Annotated in this window: 18 protein-coding genes and 2 tRNA genes; 9 read left to right on the top strand and 11 right to left on the bottom strand. The window is 40.3% G+C overall.

Annotated features, from left to right (window positions below):
- The first annotated feature begins 20 nt into the window (after positions 1-20).
- The 4 genes from AAEU30_RS06210 (at position 21) to lipA (ending at position 3502) form a co-directional block, all read left to right on the top strand.
- Positions 21-1181 (top strand): serine hydrolase, encoded by a 1161-nt coding sequence (locus AAEU30_RS06210; RefSeq protein WP_421959879.1) that lies wholly within the window; start codon positions 21-23, stop codon positions 1179-1181.
- A 407-nt stretch (positions 1182-1588) separates the two neighbouring features.
- Positions 1589-1867 (top strand): DUF493 family protein YbeD, encoded by a 279-nt coding sequence (gene ybeD / locus AAEU30_RS06205; RefSeq protein WP_087530743.1) that lies wholly within the window; start codon positions 1589-1591, stop codon positions 1865-1867.
- 19 nt (positions 1868-1886) lie between these two features.
- The gene (gene lipB, locus AAEU30_RS06200) at positions 1887-2540 is read left to right on the top strand and encodes a lipoyl(octanoyl) transferase LipB (protein ID WP_087530744.1); all 654 of its coding nucleotides are present in this window, start codon (positions 1887-1889) and stop codon (positions 2538-2540) included.
- A complete protein-coding gene (gene lipA, locus AAEU30_RS06195) occupies positions 2537-3502 on the top strand; it encodes a lipoyl synthase (protein ID WP_256826986.1) in 966 nt (321 codons plus the stop codon). The genes lipB and lipA overlap by 4 nt, the downstream gene beginning before the upstream one ends.
- A 114-nt stretch (positions 3503-3616) precedes the next feature.
- On the opposite strand, the gene AAEU30_RS06190 is transcribed toward lipA, so the two are convergent.
- Both AAEU30_RS06190 and AAEU30_RS06185 read right to left on the bottom strand, forming a co-directional pair.
- Complete coding sequence (locus tag AAEU30_RS06190) at positions 3617-4336, bottom strand: hypothetical protein (RefSeq protein WP_421959767.1); 720 nt, start codon at positions 4334-4336, stop codon at positions 3617-3619.
- 70 nt (positions 4337-4406) lie between these two features.
- Positions 4407-5687, bottom strand: coding sequence for a VCBS domain-containing protein (locus AAEU30_RS06185; protein ID WP_421959766.1), 1281 nt, complete (start codon positions 5685-5687; stop codon positions 4407-4409).
- A 211-nt stretch (positions 5688-5898) separates the two neighbouring features.
- On the opposite strand from AAEU30_RS06185, the gene AAEU30_RS06180 reads away from it, so the two are divergent.
- Positions 5899-6138: an RNA recognition motif domain-containing protein gene (locus AAEU30_RS06180; protein ID WP_087530749.1), complete on the top strand. Its 240-nt coding sequence runs from the start codon at positions 5899-5901 to the stop codon at positions 6136-6138.
- Between the two features lie 179 nt (positions 6139-6317).
- On the opposite strand, the gene AAEU30_RS06175 is transcribed toward AAEU30_RS06180, so the two are convergent.
- The 4 genes from AAEU30_RS06175 to AAEU30_RS06160 form a co-directional block, all read right to left on the bottom strand.
- Positions 6318-7262, bottom strand: a complete 945-nt coding sequence (locus tag AAEU30_RS06175) for a PDC sensor domain-containing protein (RefSeq protein ID WP_421959765.1) — start codon at positions 7260-7262, stop codon at positions 6318-6320.
- A 154-nt stretch (positions 7263-7416) separates the two neighbouring features.
- A complete protein-coding gene (locus tag AAEU30_RS06170) occupies positions 7417-8007 on the bottom strand; it encodes a hypothetical protein (RefSeq protein WP_421959764.1) in 591 nt (196 codons plus the stop codon).
- A 108-nt stretch (positions 8008-8115) separates the two neighbouring features.
- Positions 8116-8424, bottom strand: coding sequence for a DUF6172 family protein (locus tag AAEU30_RS06165; protein WP_421959763.1), 309 nt, complete (start codon positions 8422-8424; stop codon positions 8116-8118).
- A 146-nt stretch (positions 8425-8570) separates the two neighbouring features.
- Entirely contained in the window at positions 8571-9092 is a 522-nt protein-coding gene (locus tag AAEU30_RS06160; RefSeq protein ID WP_421959762.1) for a VC2046/SO_2500 family protein, read from the bottom strand.
- A 112-nt stretch (positions 9093-9204) separates the two neighbouring features.
- Between AAEU30_RS06160 and AAEU30_RS06155 the strand changes: the two genes are divergently transcribed.
- Together AAEU30_RS06155 and AAEU30_RS06150 are read left to right on the top strand one after the other, a co-directional pair.
- Positions 9205-9289: transfer RNA gene (locus AAEU30_RS06155), tRNA-Tyr, on the top strand.
- A 49-nt stretch (positions 9290-9338) separates the two neighbouring features.
- Positions 9339-9423 (top strand) — tRNA-Tyr (locus tag AAEU30_RS06150).
- Positions 9424-9990: 567 nt separating this feature from the next.
- On the opposite strand, the gene rplS is transcribed toward AAEU30_RS06150, so the two are convergent.
- The 5 genes from rplS to ffh all read right to left on the bottom strand — a co-directional run bounded on the left by rplS (position 9991) and on the right by ffh (position 13589).
- Positions 9991-10350, bottom strand: a complete 360-nt coding sequence (gene rplS, locus AAEU30_RS06145; RefSeq protein ID WP_099297365.1) for a 50S ribosomal protein L19 — start codon at positions 10348-10350, stop codon at positions 9991-9993.
- A 33-nt stretch (positions 10351-10383) separates the two neighbouring features.
- Positions 10384-11151 carry a tRNA (guanosine(37)-N1)-methyltransferase TrmD gene (trmD, locus tag AAEU30_RS06140; protein WP_087530755.1) on the bottom strand — a complete coding sequence of 256 codons (768 nt, stop codon included), beginning with the start codon at positions 11149-11151 and terminating at the stop codon, positions 10384-10386.
- Complete coding sequence (rimM, locus tag AAEU30_RS06135; RefSeq protein ID WP_421959761.1) at positions 11151-11687, bottom strand: ribosome maturation factor RimM; 537 nt, start codon at positions 11685-11687, stop codon at positions 11151-11153. Before rimM ends, trmD begins: the two co-directional genes overlap by 1 nt.
- A 17-nt stretch (positions 11688-11704) precedes the next feature.
- Positions 11705-11953 carry a 30S ribosomal protein S16 gene (rpsP, locus tag AAEU30_RS06130; RefSeq protein WP_058561214.1) on the bottom strand — a complete coding sequence of 83 codons (249 nt, stop codon included), beginning with the start codon at positions 11951-11953 and terminating at the stop codon, positions 11705-11707.
- 259 nt (positions 11954-12212) lie between these two features.
- Positions 12213-13589: a signal recognition particle protein gene (gene ffh, locus AAEU30_RS06125; RefSeq protein ID WP_421959760.1), complete on the bottom strand. Its 1377-nt coding sequence runs from the start codon at positions 13587-13589 to the stop codon at positions 12213-12215.
- A 256-nt stretch (positions 13590-13845) separates the two neighbouring features.
- Between ffh and AAEU30_RS06120 the strand changes: the two genes are divergently transcribed.
- Together AAEU30_RS06120 and AAEU30_RS06115 are read left to right on the top strand one after the other, a co-directional pair.
- Positions 13846-14652, top strand: coding sequence for a cytochrome C assembly family protein (locus tag AAEU30_RS06120; RefSeq protein ID WP_421959759.1), 807 nt, complete (start codon positions 13846-13848; stop codon positions 14650-14652).
- Between the two features lie 61 nt (positions 14653-14713).
- On the top strand, positions 14714-15982 hold the full coding sequence (locus tag AAEU30_RS06115) for an HlyC/CorC family transporter (RefSeq protein WP_421959758.1): 1269 nt from the start codon (positions 14714-14716) through the stop codon (positions 15980-15982).
- The last annotated feature ends 49 nt before the right edge of the window (positions 15983-16031 follow it).

Genomic DNA, 16031 nt, shown 5'->3' with positions numbered 1-16031 from the left:
TTTAACCATTAATGAGTATGATGAAATCATTTAAATACAAAATTCTCAACGGTGTGTGCGGCTTAGTATGTTCTGCTGCCATTTTCTCTGCAACTGCACAAATCATCCCTGCGCCTCCGCAAATTAATGCAAAAGGTTATTTCCTTGTTGATTTTACCACTGGTAAAGTCATTGCTGAAGGTAAGCCAGATACTCGTCTAGCACCTGCTAGCTTAACAAAAATGATGACCAGCTACGTAATCGGTACAGAAATTGAGGCAGGTAACATTGCCCCTACTGACATGGTTACCGTGAGTGAAAAAGCATGGGCTAAAAACTTCCCTGATTCTTCTAAAATGTTTATCGAAGTAGGTAAACAAATTAGTGTTGAAGATTTGAACCGTGGCATTATCATTCAATCAGGTAACGATGCTTGTGTGGCTATGGCGGAGCACATAGCGGGTAGCGAAAGTGCTTTTTCTGATTTAATGAATGCCCACGCTGAAAAATTAGGCATGAGTAATTCTCATTTTATTAATAGCCACGGCTTAGATACTAACGAGCACTTTACTACACCACGTGATATGGCAACGTTAGGAGCGGCGCTAATTCGTGATGTACCTGAAGAGTATGCACTTTACGCTGAGAAATCATTTACCTTCAATGGCATTAAGCAATACAACCGTAATTCACTATTATGGGATGAAAGCTTAAATGTTGATGGTATTAAAACGGGTCACACATCAGAAGCAGGCTACAGCTTAGTTACCTCAGCAACGAAAGACGACATGCGTTTAATCGCTGTTGTTATGGGCACTTCAAGTGAGCGTGCACGTAAAGTTGAAAGTAAAAAATTACTAAATTACGGTTTCCGCTTTTTTGAAACAACCACACCTTATAAAGCGGGTGATAGCTTTGCCGAGCAACGTATTTGGATGGGTAACAAAGAAAATGTGTCGCTGGGTATTTTAGAAGATACACCTATTACAATACCACGTGGTCAACGTAAAAACTTAAAGGCTAACTTCGAATTAGACAAAACGCTAGAGGCACCTCTAGCTAAAGGCACGAAGGTAGGTACTTTGTTCTTACAGCTAGAAGGCGAAGAAATAGCTCAGTATCCGCTTGTAACGCTTGAAGAAGTTGAAGAAGGTAGTTTCTTTAGCAAAATTTATGATTACTTACGTTTACAAATAATGTAATACCCAAACAACCTCAAGACGCGAGTTTCAGTTGGAATTAAAAGCGATTTAGGCAAGGCATTGATTGCAAGTAATAGTGGTTCTATTATTAAAATCAATAACGCAGTATAAATCGCTTTTAAACCAACCCGTTGGGCGTTTCACAGGCACTTATTCTCATCGTTATTACTTCTTAAAAGGGATGGCCATTCTTGCAAAGTAACGCCTTGATATTAAGCACCTGTGAAACGCTGAATTCTGTATCTTTAGGTGGCTTGGGTATTCATATCTAAACAATCTAAGCGCCTTGCACTGCAAGGCGTTTTTTTTTGCCTGAAAAATGCTAGAATGCGCACCATATCTAACCTACAAGGTCGAGTGTAGGTTTATTAGTCAGTTATTAGAGCATTAAGTGAGGAGTCATCGTCGTGGCTACACCTGTAGAAAATACTAAATTTGATGAGTACTTAGAGTACCCTTGCCCATTTACATTTAAAATCATGGGCTTAGCAAACGTTAATTTAACTGACCAAATTCTTGAAAAGTTACAGCCGCTTGCGCCGGGTGATTATGCACCTAAAGTAAAACCAAGTAGCAAAGGCAATTACGAATCAGTAACCCTCGTTGCAACGGTAACAAGTGGCAAGCACATCGAAGAAATCTACAACGTGATCAGCAATATCGATGACGTCCGTCACATGCTTTAAGCCATAATTGGAGTTTGCTGTGAGCGAAAATACGCTAATCGTACGCCAACTAGGCCGCCAGCGTTACATGCCGATATGGCAAAAAATGCAAGAGTTTACCGACACTCGCGATGACGCAATTGCCGATGAAATTTGGCTAGTTGAGCACGAGCCTGTATTTACCCAAGGCCAAGCAGGTAAAGAAGAACACTTACTTGCCCCAGGCGATATTGAAGTGATCAAAGTTGATCGTGGTGGTCAAGTAACCTATCACGGTCCAGGTCAGCAAATGATGTACGTATTATTTAATTTACGCCGCTTAAAAATTGGTGTGCGTGAATTAGTAACTTGGCTTGAAGAATGTATCATTGATACATTAAAAGAATATGACATCGATGCATACGCAAAAGCCGATGCGCCTGGCGTGTACGTAAACGATAGTAAAATAGCATCGCTGGGTCTTCGCGTTCGTCGCGGCTGCTCATTTCATGGCCTCGCCTTAAATGTAAGTATGGATTTAAGCCCATTCTTACGTATTAACCCATGCGGTTATGCAGGTATGAACATGGTGCAAACAACTGATTTAAACGGTCCACAAAGCCTAGAGCAAGCGGGCAATGGATTAGTTAAACATATGATCAAAAAGCTTAACGCAACACAGGTTAAGCATACTGAAGGGTTTGAAAACGAATGAATAAACCAGTCAAGATGGAACCAGGGGTAAAACTACGCGACGCAGAAAAAATGGCGTTGATCCCAGTAAAAGTATTACCGACTGAAAAAACTGAAATGTTGCGCAAGCCAGAGTGGCTAAAAATACGTTTACCAAAATCAACTGAACGTATCGACGGCATTAAGCAAGCAATGCGTAAGCACGGTTTACACTCAGTCTGTGAAGAGGCGTCATGCCCTAACCTGTCTGAGTGTTTTAACCACGGTACCGCAACATTTATGATCTTAGGGGCAATATGTACTCGTCGTTGTCCGTTTTGTGATGTAGCACACGGTCGCCCTTTGAAACCTGATGCAGCTGAACCTGAAAAGCTTGCCCTGACTATCAAAGATATGAAGCTAAGCTATGTCGTTATCACCTCGGTTGACCGCGATGATTTACGTGATGGTGGTGCACAACATTTTGCTGATTGTATCCGTGAAATTCGTAAGCATAATCCAACTATTACCATCGAAATATTAGTGCCTGATTTTCGTGGTCGTATGGACCGAGCACTAGAGATCTTGATTGAAACGCCACCTGACGTATTTAACCACAACCTTGAAACTGCGCCGCGTTTATACAAACTTGCGCGCCCAGGTGCGGATTATAAATGGTCATTAGAATTACTGCGTCGCTTTAAAGAAGCGCACCCAGAAGTGAAAACTAAATCGGGTCTAATGGTAGGCCTAGGTGAAGAGATTAGCGAAATCGAAGAAGTATTACGTGATTTACGTGAGCACAACGTCGACATGCTAACAGTAGGCCAATACCTACAGCCTTCTAAACATCACTTGCCAGTAAAGCGTTACGTGCCACCTGCAGAGTTTGACGCGCTTAAAGAATACGCTGATGAAATTGGCTTTACCCATGCAGCCTCTGGCCCGTTTGTTCGTTCAAGCTATCACGCTGATCAACAAGCCGCCGGTAAAGAAGTAAAATAATTACTTTTTAAAACGCATAAAAAAGCCCTTAGTAATTGCTAAGGGCTTTTTTGTTTCGAACTAATTTCCAATGGCCACTAGAAAGCCCTTATTAGGATTTGTATTGCCCAAGTTCTAAAACTTTGTAGCATTCCTTCTCAATTGTGCAGAAATACTATCGTTTAACTCGAGCCAACTAAAGTCCTTATTCCAAGCCTGTGTAAAGCTTTCTTTGCCTTGTGAATTATCCAGAATTTCTTTTAAATCAAATATTTTTGAGAAATTATCTTCGTTTACGTTGTAACTTGACCACCCCCGAACGCCCAAGTCAATGTGCTCTAGAAAGCTCGATTTAAACTTGTTAGCTGCGGCCACAAAATCCCCGTTGTTATTTAATATTTCAGATATAAGACTTTTCTCTTTATCACTAATGGAACCTGTAACTTCTAGCTCGCCCGATTGACTGATAGATAACCCCCAATCTTTATTCGCTAATGATGGCTGTTCGGCCGCTATTTCAGCCATAATATTGTCATACTGAGTAAACATTTTTTCAACCGAGTTAGAAACGTCACCACCAGGCAGGTAGAGATTCACAGTAGCGAATCGAATATTAGTTAATGCTTTTTCTTCTGCTGCTCTAGATGTTAGAACGTAATTTGTTGCAATAATCATTGGCTTATCATAGGTCGCTTCAGGCTCTTTAGGCTGATCTTTATGATATGTATCCTTCGTTAGGCGCTCCATTTCACTATTTAGCTGCTCTTTACTATTGACAGATTTATTGGCTTTCACTTCTGAACTAGTCGATATAAACTGAGATGCTAAATTGGTATTATTTGAATTAATTTCCATATTATTTTCCTTGTTAATATCGCTATTAGCTTATATCGGCTTACAGCGCATTTTATTTAGCAAGCTATCACTATTGTGCCAAGGTACCTTTTTTAATCGAAAAGTCAGCGAACCTTACTTGCTCTTCTTCTGCTCTGAGGCTATCTGTTTCAACAATAGAGCGATAGATACCCCACTTAGGGCGAGCAAAGTCTTGCGCTAAAACACCACGCCACATATCAATATGCTGCTCACTGATATTAAATATTTCTTCATTATCACTTAGCCGGGTTAACGTCATATCAAACTTACCATCTTCACTGAAAGTCGCTTGTACGAAAACGTGTACCCACTCGTCTGTAATAAGTGACCAGTCAGTTTCAATGAGGTTTTTATCAAGCCCAGTACTGTTACCGTTTTCATCAAAGCCAGCACTGTAACGGACCTGCAGTTGATTACCTGTACTGTTTTTTTGTGCACCAGAGAGTGTGATGATAGGCTGGTCATCATTTCCGTTGCTGTTGTCATTATTGTCATTACGGGCTTTTAGTTGAAAAAAATGACTAAATTTACTCGTCAGTTCAAGCTCACTACTTACTTTAAACTTCCAACTATACTGAAAAATATCTCCTTTATAAGCCAAGGTCTCTTGGGGGGATTTATCGTACGCTTTTATTTCATTACGTTGTCTGTCACTTAGCTCTTTATCTTTGTCTTGATCTGTATCTCTGTGAGCTAAAAATACAAAGTGATTGCCAATTACATCATCTGTATCTTCAATAATGTGCAGCACACCTTGATGATTGCCTTCATACATATCAGGGGCTTCTATCGCGCCTTGTGAAAATACATTCTCGATAAGCGTGTATGCATCAAGCCCAGTATTAGCCCCATCGGAATTAAGCGTCACTTCTGATGACATTACAAACCCCGTTGCTGATAGTTGTTTACTACCATTAATAGTAATTAATACTGTTGCCGTTGTGCCATCAAGGGAGCTAACGAGTATGGTATCTTGTAATGTATCCCCCTCGAGTAACTGTACAATACGGCTATCATTAACATTTAAGTTGTATGACCAATTACCTGAGCTATCAAGACTAAATAGCCCATACTCAGTAGTTGAATTAGATTGCTCTATAAAAAGTGCTTCATCGTTTTGCTCATCGCTCACCTGTAATGTACCGTTAGTAGTGTGCTCAGCCTGTGTGGTAATACTTGAGCTCAAATCACCTGTAATGATCGCAGGTGTTTGCTCCGAGTCTGCAACTTTAGCTGATGTTGAGGAGCCAGAGCTGCCACAACCTAGTAAAACGCTCGCTATAAACAATGCGCTGGTAGCGGTTTGTAATTTAGATTTATAGTTAGTCATAAGCAACCTTAACGTGATATTGGTAAACACAAAACCAAAAACACAAGTTACCAATCCGTGATTCAAATAACCACAAATAATTAACCAATTTATCGTATTTTTTACAAAATTGAGTTTTCAGTAAAGTATTTAGTTGGTTTTTAATTAATCACTAGGTCAATTACGTTTTCCTTGAGATAATTAGGGCAATTATTTTAAAACATGGTTTATTATGAAACTATTAGTTAGAAACCTTGCCCGCACAACAACTGAACAAGATATTCGTACTTTATTCACCGCTTATGGAAAAGTAGCGGAGTGCACACTAGTACTTGATAAAGAAACGGGTAAATCAAAAGGCTTTGCGTTCGTTGAAATGCCAAATGAAGCCGAGGCTTCAGGTGCTATAAAAGCACTAAATCAGAGTAATGTTGATAAAAACAAAATCCGCGTAAAGTTAGCCGACTCTTAATAGATTAGAAACGATAAAAACCAGCACTAAGCTGGTTTTTTTATCTCTTCGATTTGATAGCGCACTGAAAAAATGAGAGCAGTTTGTTGAACTCTTTTATCCCCATCGACTATATTTGGCTCATCCAGCTATGACTCCACTTTGAACGTCAACAACGTTTGCTGGAAAAGTTAACTTCTTTAATTAGCTTTACTTTGGCGCTGAGAGTTAAGCAGTAATGTCTCAGCCTTAGCGCCAAGGTAAACGTAAACGGCTAGAGCAACGAGTAAACCGACCACTGCAAGCATCATATAAATAGCAGGCAACAAATACTGAGATTGACCCAACGCTGCTTTAAACATCGTCAGTAATGCCTCTATGGAGACGGCGATTAAAATAGTCGAAATAAATCGTGTGATAGTTCGCCGTGTTGAGCTATGCCTAAAGATATCTTTATGCATCAAAATTTCTTCTTCAAGTATGGTTTTACCTAAATCAAAAATAGCCAAAGCCAGTGTTATAAAAATTATTATACTAAACGCCTCTAGTGGGTCATCCTCCATAGAGCTATAAAATAAGAGGGTATATATATCACCAAATACTTTATAAAGTAAAAACAGCACTAAGCAAAACAAACAACTAACGATAATACCGTAACCAGCCTTAAAAAATGGAGTCATATTGGCACGCGTACGATCCCCCATTATAAATTCAATTAATTGCGTTAAGCACACATCCACCACCAAATAACCTTGCTCGCTCTGAGGTGCACGCAGTGGCTTTATTGCAGAAATACATAAATGTTGTGTGGCAATGGAAATATAAGGCGCAGTAAAGCAGGTTTGCTGATGTGCGAGAATTTCTTGAAAGTAAGGACGATCACTTAAATCCTGCGCGTTCCCTTTGTTATTAAGCACTTTCATATACTCACGTTTAAAACAAACGTTATCACCTTGCTGTAAACCATCTTTATCTAAGCAATATTGTAATTCTAAAAACGGATATTGAGCTACCAACAAACGGTTATCTTGCTGCTTTTTAATGCCATCTTCTAAGGTTGCGAGAATCGAGTTTAGTAAATCATGGATCACTGTTTGATATTCTTGATAACGCTCAACACTACTTATATAGCTCATTCTTGCCATAGTTGCTTCTCCAAACCGCTGTACAGATGGAAAAGCAATAACAGAACCAACTTTTTAAAGTTCATATATATCAATGTATTAACTTTATAAAAGTGAATGTATTTAGTCATATTGCACCGTATCTGTGCGGCTATGGTGCATTTTCGCAGATAGGTTAAGGTCTAATACTGATATTTTTAACTGCAACTACCGCTTTGCCACCCACTGCATCCTTTAAATCTGGCACTAAATAAACTGCGCCAACATGCTCTTTTATTATACCTTTATCTACTGAACTGGTAGGCGTCCAGTTTGGGCGAGAGAAGTCGCTTAGATTAATACATTTAGTTTGCCAATGAGTTTGTGCCGGCAATATATATTGATAGTGAGCATAACTTTTATCACCTTGAGCACCATAATCTTGTTGCGACAGTTTAACTACGAGATCTGTACTGCTTTTATATTCAAGCATAATACTTGATTGTCCTGCGAGCGTTTTATTCACCAAGTCATAGATCAATTCAACCCAGGAGTTATTTTTAGCGTCGACTCGCGGTACCCTATTAAAAGCAATCCATACCTGTTCTTCGTGTAGTAATGCTGTTTTAATTGATGCTGTACTACCATGAGGGTCTGTCGCATAGCGCCAGTTATTGTCATTCAAGGGGGTGGTGTTGTTTTTAGTAAACCCACAGCTTGGTTCGGCCATTACTGAGAATGGAATCAGCGAGCTCAAAACTAACACAGGTAAAATTCTAATTAGCATATCAATTCCTTTTTTATTTTTAGCAAGCTTACCCTAAACTCGGTTTTATTTCAGGCACAAAAAATGGGCACTTAAGCCCACTCTTTTAGCAATGAAAGCTGTTATTGCTTAATCATCTGCTTCGTCATCAAAATCATGTGACTGGCGCTGTGCAGGCCTTGCAATGATTTCAACGTAAAAAGACGATAAACCCTGCTTTTCAATTTCGCTGATACAATTATTAATTTCGGCAACATGCACAATTTGTGCTTCTTCGGCAGTGTTACCAAATTTACAATCAAATGCCCAATAATCAGCATCGAACGGTAACGTTTTGTTACGTTCTCTTTTCAAATATTTTTTCACTTCATGCTTTGCAGCGTCGACCATGCGAGGGTATTTGATTTTCTCGTGATTCAGCGTGAATGTTTTCTTCATTACTTTCCTAAATTACCTTGGTTTAATGATAATGGCATTTTTGAATCCCATTTAAGGGCATTATAGCAACTGCATTTAAATTTTGGGTGCTTTTTTTACACTTAACGAAATAAAATACTTTATCGCTTAATTATTGCAATACGGTGTCACACTTGTGCTAAGTGTAGTGGCTGATGCAAGGCATCATTATTGAGGCTATCATAAAAGGCTGCAGCATCGATCTGAGGGTTATCCAGTTGCGTTTCTTTATCAAGGTGGCGCTTACGAACGACTGGCTCACAGTTATCAATAATATGAAGTGGGATGTGATTTTTATCATCACGAATAGCAAGTGGCTCTGGTGATAAACAACTACGTAAGCGTATGTCACTCATGCCTGCTTGTTGCAATCGTTGCGCGTTATGTTCACCAATGAGCATATCAAACTCATCTGGGGCAAGTGGTTGTTTAGGTCCGGCACCTAATTCAGCGCGCAGCTGGGATTCATCATATTCTTTTGCATCAGCACCAAATGGGGTTTTTGGTAAATGAAACTGACTAAAATCTAGGGCATCATGAGATAGCATTGCTAAAAGTAACGCAAACTCGCCACGACGCGATTCACTCACGCTTTTCGCGAGGCGATTGTCGAGTTGACTCTCTGTGATTAACAATCCATCGATTTGCATAGACTTTAGCCGATTATGTTCATGAATAAATATTTATCGGCATTATTTGATATTTCTTTAGCTTTTTTCTTTACTTAAATAATAAGTTTGCTATTATCGGCGCCGTTGCATTGGAGGGGTTCCCGAGCGGCCAAAGGGATCAGACTGTAAATCTGACGGCTCAGCCTTCGCTGGTTCGAATCCAGCTCCCTCCACCACTTTTCTTACCGCTAAGTTAAGTGGGGCCAAATGTAACAAAAATAGTGTGGAGGGGTTCCCGAGCGGCCAAAGGGATCAGACTGTAAATCTGACGGCTCAGCCTTCGCTGGTTCGAATCCAGCTCCCTCCACCACTTTTCTACTAAGTATTATCTACTGTCATTCACTTCTTCTATTTTATATCTCGAAAAAATTAATTAACTATTTAGTACATCCCTCACTCAGTTCTCTAAGCCAGTCCATATTAAGTCACATTGCAGCTAAACAATTGAAACACTTTGTTAAGCGCATATGTTTTAACTCGCTCAAATAGCACCACCAAAACCACTCTAAGCCTTTACATACCTAATTGGCTATATTCACTTTTACGATTGTTTTAATGTGCCTCACACGGCCTCTGAAGCTGATTTTACATTTGAGACGCTGGTTGGTTCTAATTTAAAAATGAACGGGGATAAAATACGACTTAAAAGCGTATTACATATTTAGTGGATATTAATTGACGGAATAAATATGGTTTACTGACTAACTTTACTCTTGCTAACTGCTTTAAACAATCACAGCTAAAGCTTGTTCCTACGAGGCTATTTCTACTCGCTAACTTTACTCTCGCTAACTCTCCCTCACGTACCCCAAAAACCAAAACAGGTTGTAACCCGAGGGCTACAACCTGTTTTATCTGCGTTGATAAACAGCGCGTATTAGTTAAGTTTTTCTCTAATACGTGCAGATTTACCAGAACGCTCACGTAGATAGTAAAGCTTAGCACGGCGAACTGCACCGCGACGCTTAACTGTTACGCTATCGATAAGAGGGCTGTGCGTTTGGAATACACGCTCAACACCTTCACCGCTCGAGATTTTACGAACTGTGAATGCTGAGTGAAGACCACGATTACGCTTAGCGATTACAACACCTTCAAAGGCCTGTAGACGCTCTTTAGCACCTTCTTTTACACGTACCTGTACAACTACTGTATCACCAGGGCCGAATGCTGGTACGTCTGTTTTAAGCTGCTCATTTTCAAGCGCTTTAATAATATTTTGGTTTACTTTTGCCATTATGTTTCTCACTTTCCTAGGTGTAACTGTCTTCTAGCCACAAGCTTTTTGGTACTCTTGCTGAAATTTTGCGAGTAATACCGCTTGCTCCTCAGTCAGAGCTAGGTTATGCAACAAGTCAGGACGTCGTAACCAAGTTCTACCTAATGACTGCATTTGCCGCCATTTAGCTATCTCTTGGTGGTTTCCACTGAGTAATACAGCAGGAACCTGTTTGTCGTCCAATGTTTCTGGCCGTGTATAGTGAGGACAATCTAGCAAGCCATCCGAAAATGAATCTTGCTCCGCTGACTGGTTATGACCTAACACGCCTGGCACTAATCGCGCTACTGCGTCAATTAATGTCATGGCAGGTAATTCACCACCACTCAAAATAAAATCACCAATTGACCATTCTTCGTCAACGTATGATTCTATTATTCTCTCATCTATACCTTCATAGCGACCGGCAATCAAAATCAGTTTTTCGGAGTTTGCGAGTTCGCTCGCCCCTTGCTGATCTAATTTGCGCCCTTGCGGGGACATATAAATTACTTTTGCACCATCACCTGCCGCTTTTTTTGCGTCAAGAATGGCTTGTTTCAATGGTTCAACCATCATTAACATACCTGGTCCGCCCCCGTAAGGACGGTCATCTACGGTTCTATGCTTATCAGTTGCATAGTCTCGCGGATTCCAGCAGTTAAAGTCGATTAAACCACTTTTTACTGCGCGACCTGTTACACCTTGCTGTGTAATGGCATCAAACATGTCCGGGAAAAGGCTGATAACCCCTACCCACAACGAACTCGTTTGACTCATTAAAAGCCAGGATCCCAGTCTACGGTAATTTCTCTCGCTTCGTGTTTAATTTCTTTAATAACTGAATCAGTTAAAAATGGAATTAAACGCTCAGCTTGGCCAAATGCATCTTTATTATTTGCTTTCACAACTAATACGTCATTTGAGCCTGTCTCCATCAGGTCATCAACAGTGCCTAAGTTATAACCTTTATCAGTTACAACCGACATGCCGATGAGATCTCGCCAATAGAACTCACCTTGCGGTAGTTCTGGTAGCTGCGCTGAATCCACAGAGATTTCAACATTGGTATAAGCCATTGCTTGGTCTCTGTCGTTTACTTGCGCAAACTTAGCGATAAAGCCTTTGTTGTGGCGACGCCAGTCGACCACTTCTAAGGTCTGCCATTTACCTTGCTGCCCTATCAACCACGGGCTGAAATCGAAGATCCCTTGGGGATCATCAGTAAATGAATGTACCTTAAGCCAGCCCTTTATACCATACGGGGCACCGAGCTTTCCTACGACAATTATTGATGAGGTGTTCTCTTGACTCATGGTTACACTTACGCCTATTAAGCCGCTTTACGAGCGTCTTTAACTAACTTAGCTACACGATCTGAAAGACCTGCGCCTTGACCTACCCAGTGATCAACACGAGATAAATCTAAACGAACTTTTTCTTCCTGACCTGAAGCAATTGGGTTAAAGAAACCTACTTTCTCGATGAAGCGACCGTCACGCGAGAAACGGCTATCCGCAACCACAATTTGATAGAAAGGGCGTTTTTTAGCGCCACCACGTTGCAAACGAATAGTTACCATACCGTCCTCTAAATAGATTGACTGTTTTCATTAATAAGATTTACTCCCCAGTATGGGGAGCTGGGGAATTGTACGAGTTTTTAGCAACAATGCAAGTAAGAAGTGATCTAAAATCTCAGTTTAGTAGATTAAACACTGATCTGTGCGTGAAATAAGGTATCGTAAGCAATTGAATGCATAAATTATCCACAAAAAAAGAGGCGTTTTGCCTCTTTTTAAAATTAATTTGACTATTTAATATGCAAAATTGATTGCGATATTAAAATTTAGGGCCGCCGCCCATCATACCTGGTGGCATCATGCCCTTCATACCGCGCATCATTTTTTGCATGCCGCCTTTACCTTTCATCTTTTTCATCATTTTTTGCATTTGGGTAAACTGTTTTAGCAATTTATTGATTTCTTGTACCTGCGTACCAGAACCTGCCGCAATACGTTTTTTACGCGACCCTTTGATGATTTCTGGACGCGCACGCTCTTGTTTTGTCATTGAGCTAATGATTGCTTCCATTTGAATAAAGGTTTTATCACCCATTTGGCCTTTTACAGCATCAGGTAAATTTGACATACCAGGCAACTTATCAAGCATCGACATCATGCCACCCATGTTTTTCATCTGCTTTAATTGCTCTGCAAAATCATCCAAGGTGAAACCATTACCTTTAAATACTTTTTCTGCAACCTTGGCAGCCTTTTCCTTATCAACTTTCATTTCGACTTCTTCGATTAATGAAAGTACGTCACCCATTCCTAATATACGCGACGCGATACGGTCTGGGTGGAAAGGTTCAAGTGCATCAGTGCGCTCGCCCACACCCATAAACTTAATTGGCTTGCCGGTAATGTGACGAATAGATAAAGCAGCACCACCACGTGCATCACCATCTGTTTTTGTTAAAATCACACCCGTCAGTGGCAATGCTTCATCAAATGCTTTAGCTGTATTTGCTGCATCTTGACCAGTCATTGCATCTACAACGAATAAGGTCTCGATAGGATTAATCGCACTGTGCAGCGCTTTAATTTCATCCATCATGTCGCTATCAACGTGTAAACGACCCGCGGTATCGACTAATACAACATCAATGAATTTCTTTTTCGCATGAGAAATTGCAGCATTGGCAATGTCGACCGGTTTTTGCGAAATATCACTGGGAAAGAAGTCAACATCCACTTCAGTCGCTAACGTTTCAAGCTGTTTAATCGCCGCAGGACGATACACATCGGCACTCACAACTAAGACTGACTTCTTCTTACGCTCTTTTAAAAACTTCGCAAGTTTACCGACGCTGGTTGTTTTACCCGCACCTTGAAGACCAGCCATCATTACAACTGCTGGCGGTTGAGCATTTAAACTTAACTCTTCATTCGCTTCGCCCATGGCTTTTTCAAGCTCTTCTCGTACAATTTTTACGAAAACTTGGCCTGGGCTTAAGCTTTTGGTGACTTCAACACCAACAGCACGTTCTTTTACTTGTTTTACAAACTCACGAACAACAGGTAACGCAACATCCGCTTCTAAAAAAGCCATGCGCACTTCACGCAGCGTGTCTTTGATATTGTCTTCTGTTAGGCGTCCGCGGCCGCTAATATTTTTTAAGGTTTTACCTAGTCGTTCTTGGAGATTCTCAAACATATAAAGGGTCCGATAAAACGTGATACCGATAGCATACATACTCATCAGCTCTATAAAATGAGCCTAAATTACACTTACCAGTATTAATTTAAATTTTAATTAAAAACAGTATACCGTAAATTTAGGCGCACAATACAGTATTCAAGTACTCTGTTTGAGTTTCTTTTTACAAAGTCTAGGCTTTTGCCTTGCTATAAAATACAATGGACTAACTTTAACAAGGATTATTTGACTCAAATTGAGTGGCCAAAGCACTATGCTGATTATTAGTTTAACTATTATTGCCAGTTTATTTTACGTATTAGCGACATCTCATGTGTTGTCTCGGCTGTTTCATCAACAGGGGCCGAGCCAAAAGCTCACTGTCATACTCAGTACAGTGGCAATCTTAGCGCATATGCTGTTGTTAGTTAATTCGGTGTTTCGTGCTGATGGGCAAGATTTAAGTATTGTTAATGTTGCTCTGCTTACATGTTGGGTCATTGTGGTTTCGGTCACAACTGTATCACTTAAATTCCCTGCAACACTTTTACTCCCCGTTGTTTATGGCTTTGCGGCAATTCTGACCTTTGCTAGTTTGTTTATTCCTCACCACATTTTACTGCAAAGCATTGAAGTAGAAGTCGCTCTAGTCACCCATATATCACTGTCCTTATTAGCCTATTGCGTCCTGATCATCGCGACTTTATACGGTGTGCAATTTTACTTTATTGATAAGCGCTTAAAACGCAAAGACCTAGCGATTGTTCACAGCCACTTGCCGCCTTTAATGGTGGTTGAACGCCAGCTCTATCATTTGCTAACATTGGGCACTGTTTTATTAAGCGCAGCACTGCTTTCTGGCTTTTTATTTTTAGATGGCATGTTCGCTAGTGAGTTTATCCATAAGACTATTTTGTCATTAATTGCATGGGCAATATTTGCTATTGTAACGCTAGGACATATAGTTAAAGGCTGGCGTGGAAAACCAGTTGTACTGGCTATTATGGTCGCGGCATTTGTCCTGACCCTCGCTTATTTTGGCAGCCGTTTTATACAAGAAGTTATTCTGAATAAGTTTTAACTTGACTCAGGCTGCTCACTACCGCTTAATACGCATTGATTTATAATAAAAGGATCCTTCTTTGGACAGCATATCTACGAGTGTTTTATTTATAATACTCGGTATTCTAATTTTATGTTCTGCATACTTTTCTGGCTCTGAAACGGGCATAATGTCAATAAACAGAATTCGTCTGCGCCACCTCGCTAAAGAAAACCATCGCGCTGCCAAACGCGTTAATAAGCTGCTGAGCCGTCCTGACCGACTCATCGGTTTGATCCTAATTGGTAATAACCTCGTTAATATCGCTGCCGCTCAGGTAGCTACTATCATTGGTATTCGCTTATACGGTGATTTAGGTATTGCTATTGCAACTGGTGTTCTGACACTTGTTGTACTTATTTTTGCTGAAGTAACGCCTAAAACTCTAGCTGCCCTTTACCCAGAAAAAGTTGCTTTTCCAAGCTCAGTAATACTAAAAGGGTTACTTAAAATTCTATTCCCATTTGTTGTTGTAGTTAACTGGATGACCAACGGAATGTTGCGTTTATTTGGTATTAGCGCTGAACAAATAGACGAACACAGCATGAGTAAAGAAGAGTTAAAGTCTGTACTAAATGAGTCTGGTGCATTAATCCCCGCTCGCCATCAAAGCATGTTGACCTCTATTTTAGATTTAGAACAAGTTACTGTTGAAGATATCATGATCCCGCGCAATGAAATTATTGCTATCGATATCAATGACGACTGGAAACTTATTAGTAAACAGCTAACACACGCCCAGCATACCCGCGTGCTGTTATACCGTGACCAAATAGATGATGCTGTAGGCTTTATTCATTCACGTGACGCGCTTCGTCTACTGACTAAAGAACAATTCGATAAACCCTCTTTACTGCGGGCTGTTCGTGAAATTTATTTTATTCCTGAAGGAACATCACTCAATACACAGCTGTTTAAGTTTCAACAATCGAAAGAGCGTATTGGCTTAGTGGTAGATGAATATGGTGATATCCAAGGCCTCGTTACCCTTGAAGACATTCTAGAGGAAGTTGTGGGTGATTTTACTACAACACAAACACGCACCCCTAGCGAAGAAGTTGTGCCACAAGAAGACGGTTCATTCTTAGTGGATGGCAGTGCCAATGTGCGTGATCTGAATAAAGAAATGGATTGGGAATTCCCACTTGATGGGCCTAAAACTCTCAGTGGTTTAATTATTGAATACTTAGAAGACATTCCAGATACTAACTTAAGTTTACGTATTTCAGGCTACCCTATTGAAGTCGTTGAAGTTAAAGAAAACATGATCAAGTTAGTACGTATTCAAGCCAATAAACGTAACGTATAAGTCTCTAAAGTAGAGTAGTGAAATACTACTCTACTCCTTCTTCACTTTA

This window comes from Pseudoalteromonas mucoides (assembly GCF_049257175.1).
In the GTDB taxonomy this organism is placed as follows: Bacteria; Pseudomonadota; Gammaproteobacteria; order Enterobacterales; family Alteromonadaceae; genus Pseudoalteromonas.
The sequence above is the reverse complement of the archived record's forward strand: the minus strand, read 5'-3'. Positions and strand labels throughout refer to the sequence as shown.

Bases quoted from the DNA above. Each gene is read 5' to 3' on its own strand.
- AAEU30_RS06210 (WP_421959879.1), top strand. From the start codon at position 21: ATGAAATCATTTAAATACAAAATTCTCAACGGTGTGTGCGGCTTAGTA.
- lipA (WP_256826986.1), top strand. From the start codon at position 2,537: ATGAATAAACCAGTCAAGATGGAACCAGGGGTAAAACTACGCGACGCA.
- AAEU30_RS06190 (WP_421959767.1), bottom strand. From the start codon at position 4,336: ATGGAAATTAATTCAAATAATACCAATTTAGCATCTCAGTTTATATCG.
- AAEU30_RS06185 (WP_421959766.1), bottom strand. From the start codon at position 5,687: ATGACTAACTATAAATCTAAATTACAAACCGCTACCAGCGCATTGTTT.
- AAEU30_RS06180 (WP_087530749.1), top strand. From the start codon at position 5,899: ATGAAACTATTAGTTAGAAACCTTGCCCGCACAACAACTGAACAAGAT.
- AAEU30_RS06175 (WP_421959765.1), bottom strand. From the start codon at position 7,262: ATGGCAAGAATGAGCTATATAAGTAGTGTTGAGCGTTATCAAGAATAT.
- AAEU30_RS06170 (WP_421959764.1), bottom strand. From the start codon at position 8,007: ATGCTAATTAGAATTTTACCTGTGTTAGTTTTGAGCTCGCTGATTCCA.
- AAEU30_RS06165 (WP_421959763.1), bottom strand. From the start codon at position 8,424: ATGAAGAAAACATTCACGCTGAATCACGAGAAAATCAAATACCCTCGC.
- AAEU30_RS06160 (WP_421959762.1), bottom strand. From the start codon at position 9,092: ATGCAAATCGATGGATTGTTAATCACAGAGAGTCAACTCGACAATCGC.
- rplS (WP_099297365.1), bottom strand. From the start codon at position 10,350: ATGGCAAAAGTAAACCAAAATATTATTAAAGCGCTTGAAAATGAGCAG.
- trmD (WP_087530755.1), bottom strand. From the start codon at position 11,151: ATGAGTCAAACGAGTTCGTTGTGGGTAGGGGTTATCAGCCTTTTCCCG.
- rimM (WP_421959761.1), bottom strand. From the start codon at position 11,687: ATGAGTCAAGAGAACACCTCATCAATAATTGTCGTAGGAAAGCTCGGT.
- rpsP (WP_058561214.1), bottom strand. From the start codon at position 11,953: ATGGTAACTATTCGTTTGCAACGTGGTGGCGCTAAAAAACGCCCTTTC.
- ffh (WP_421959760.1), bottom strand. From the start codon at position 13,589: ATGTTTGAGAATCTCCAAGAACGACTAGGTAAAACCTTAAAAAATATT.
- AAEU30_RS06120 (WP_421959759.1), top strand. From the start codon at position 13,846: ATGCTGATTATTAGTTTAACTATTATTGCCAGTTTATTTTACGTATTA.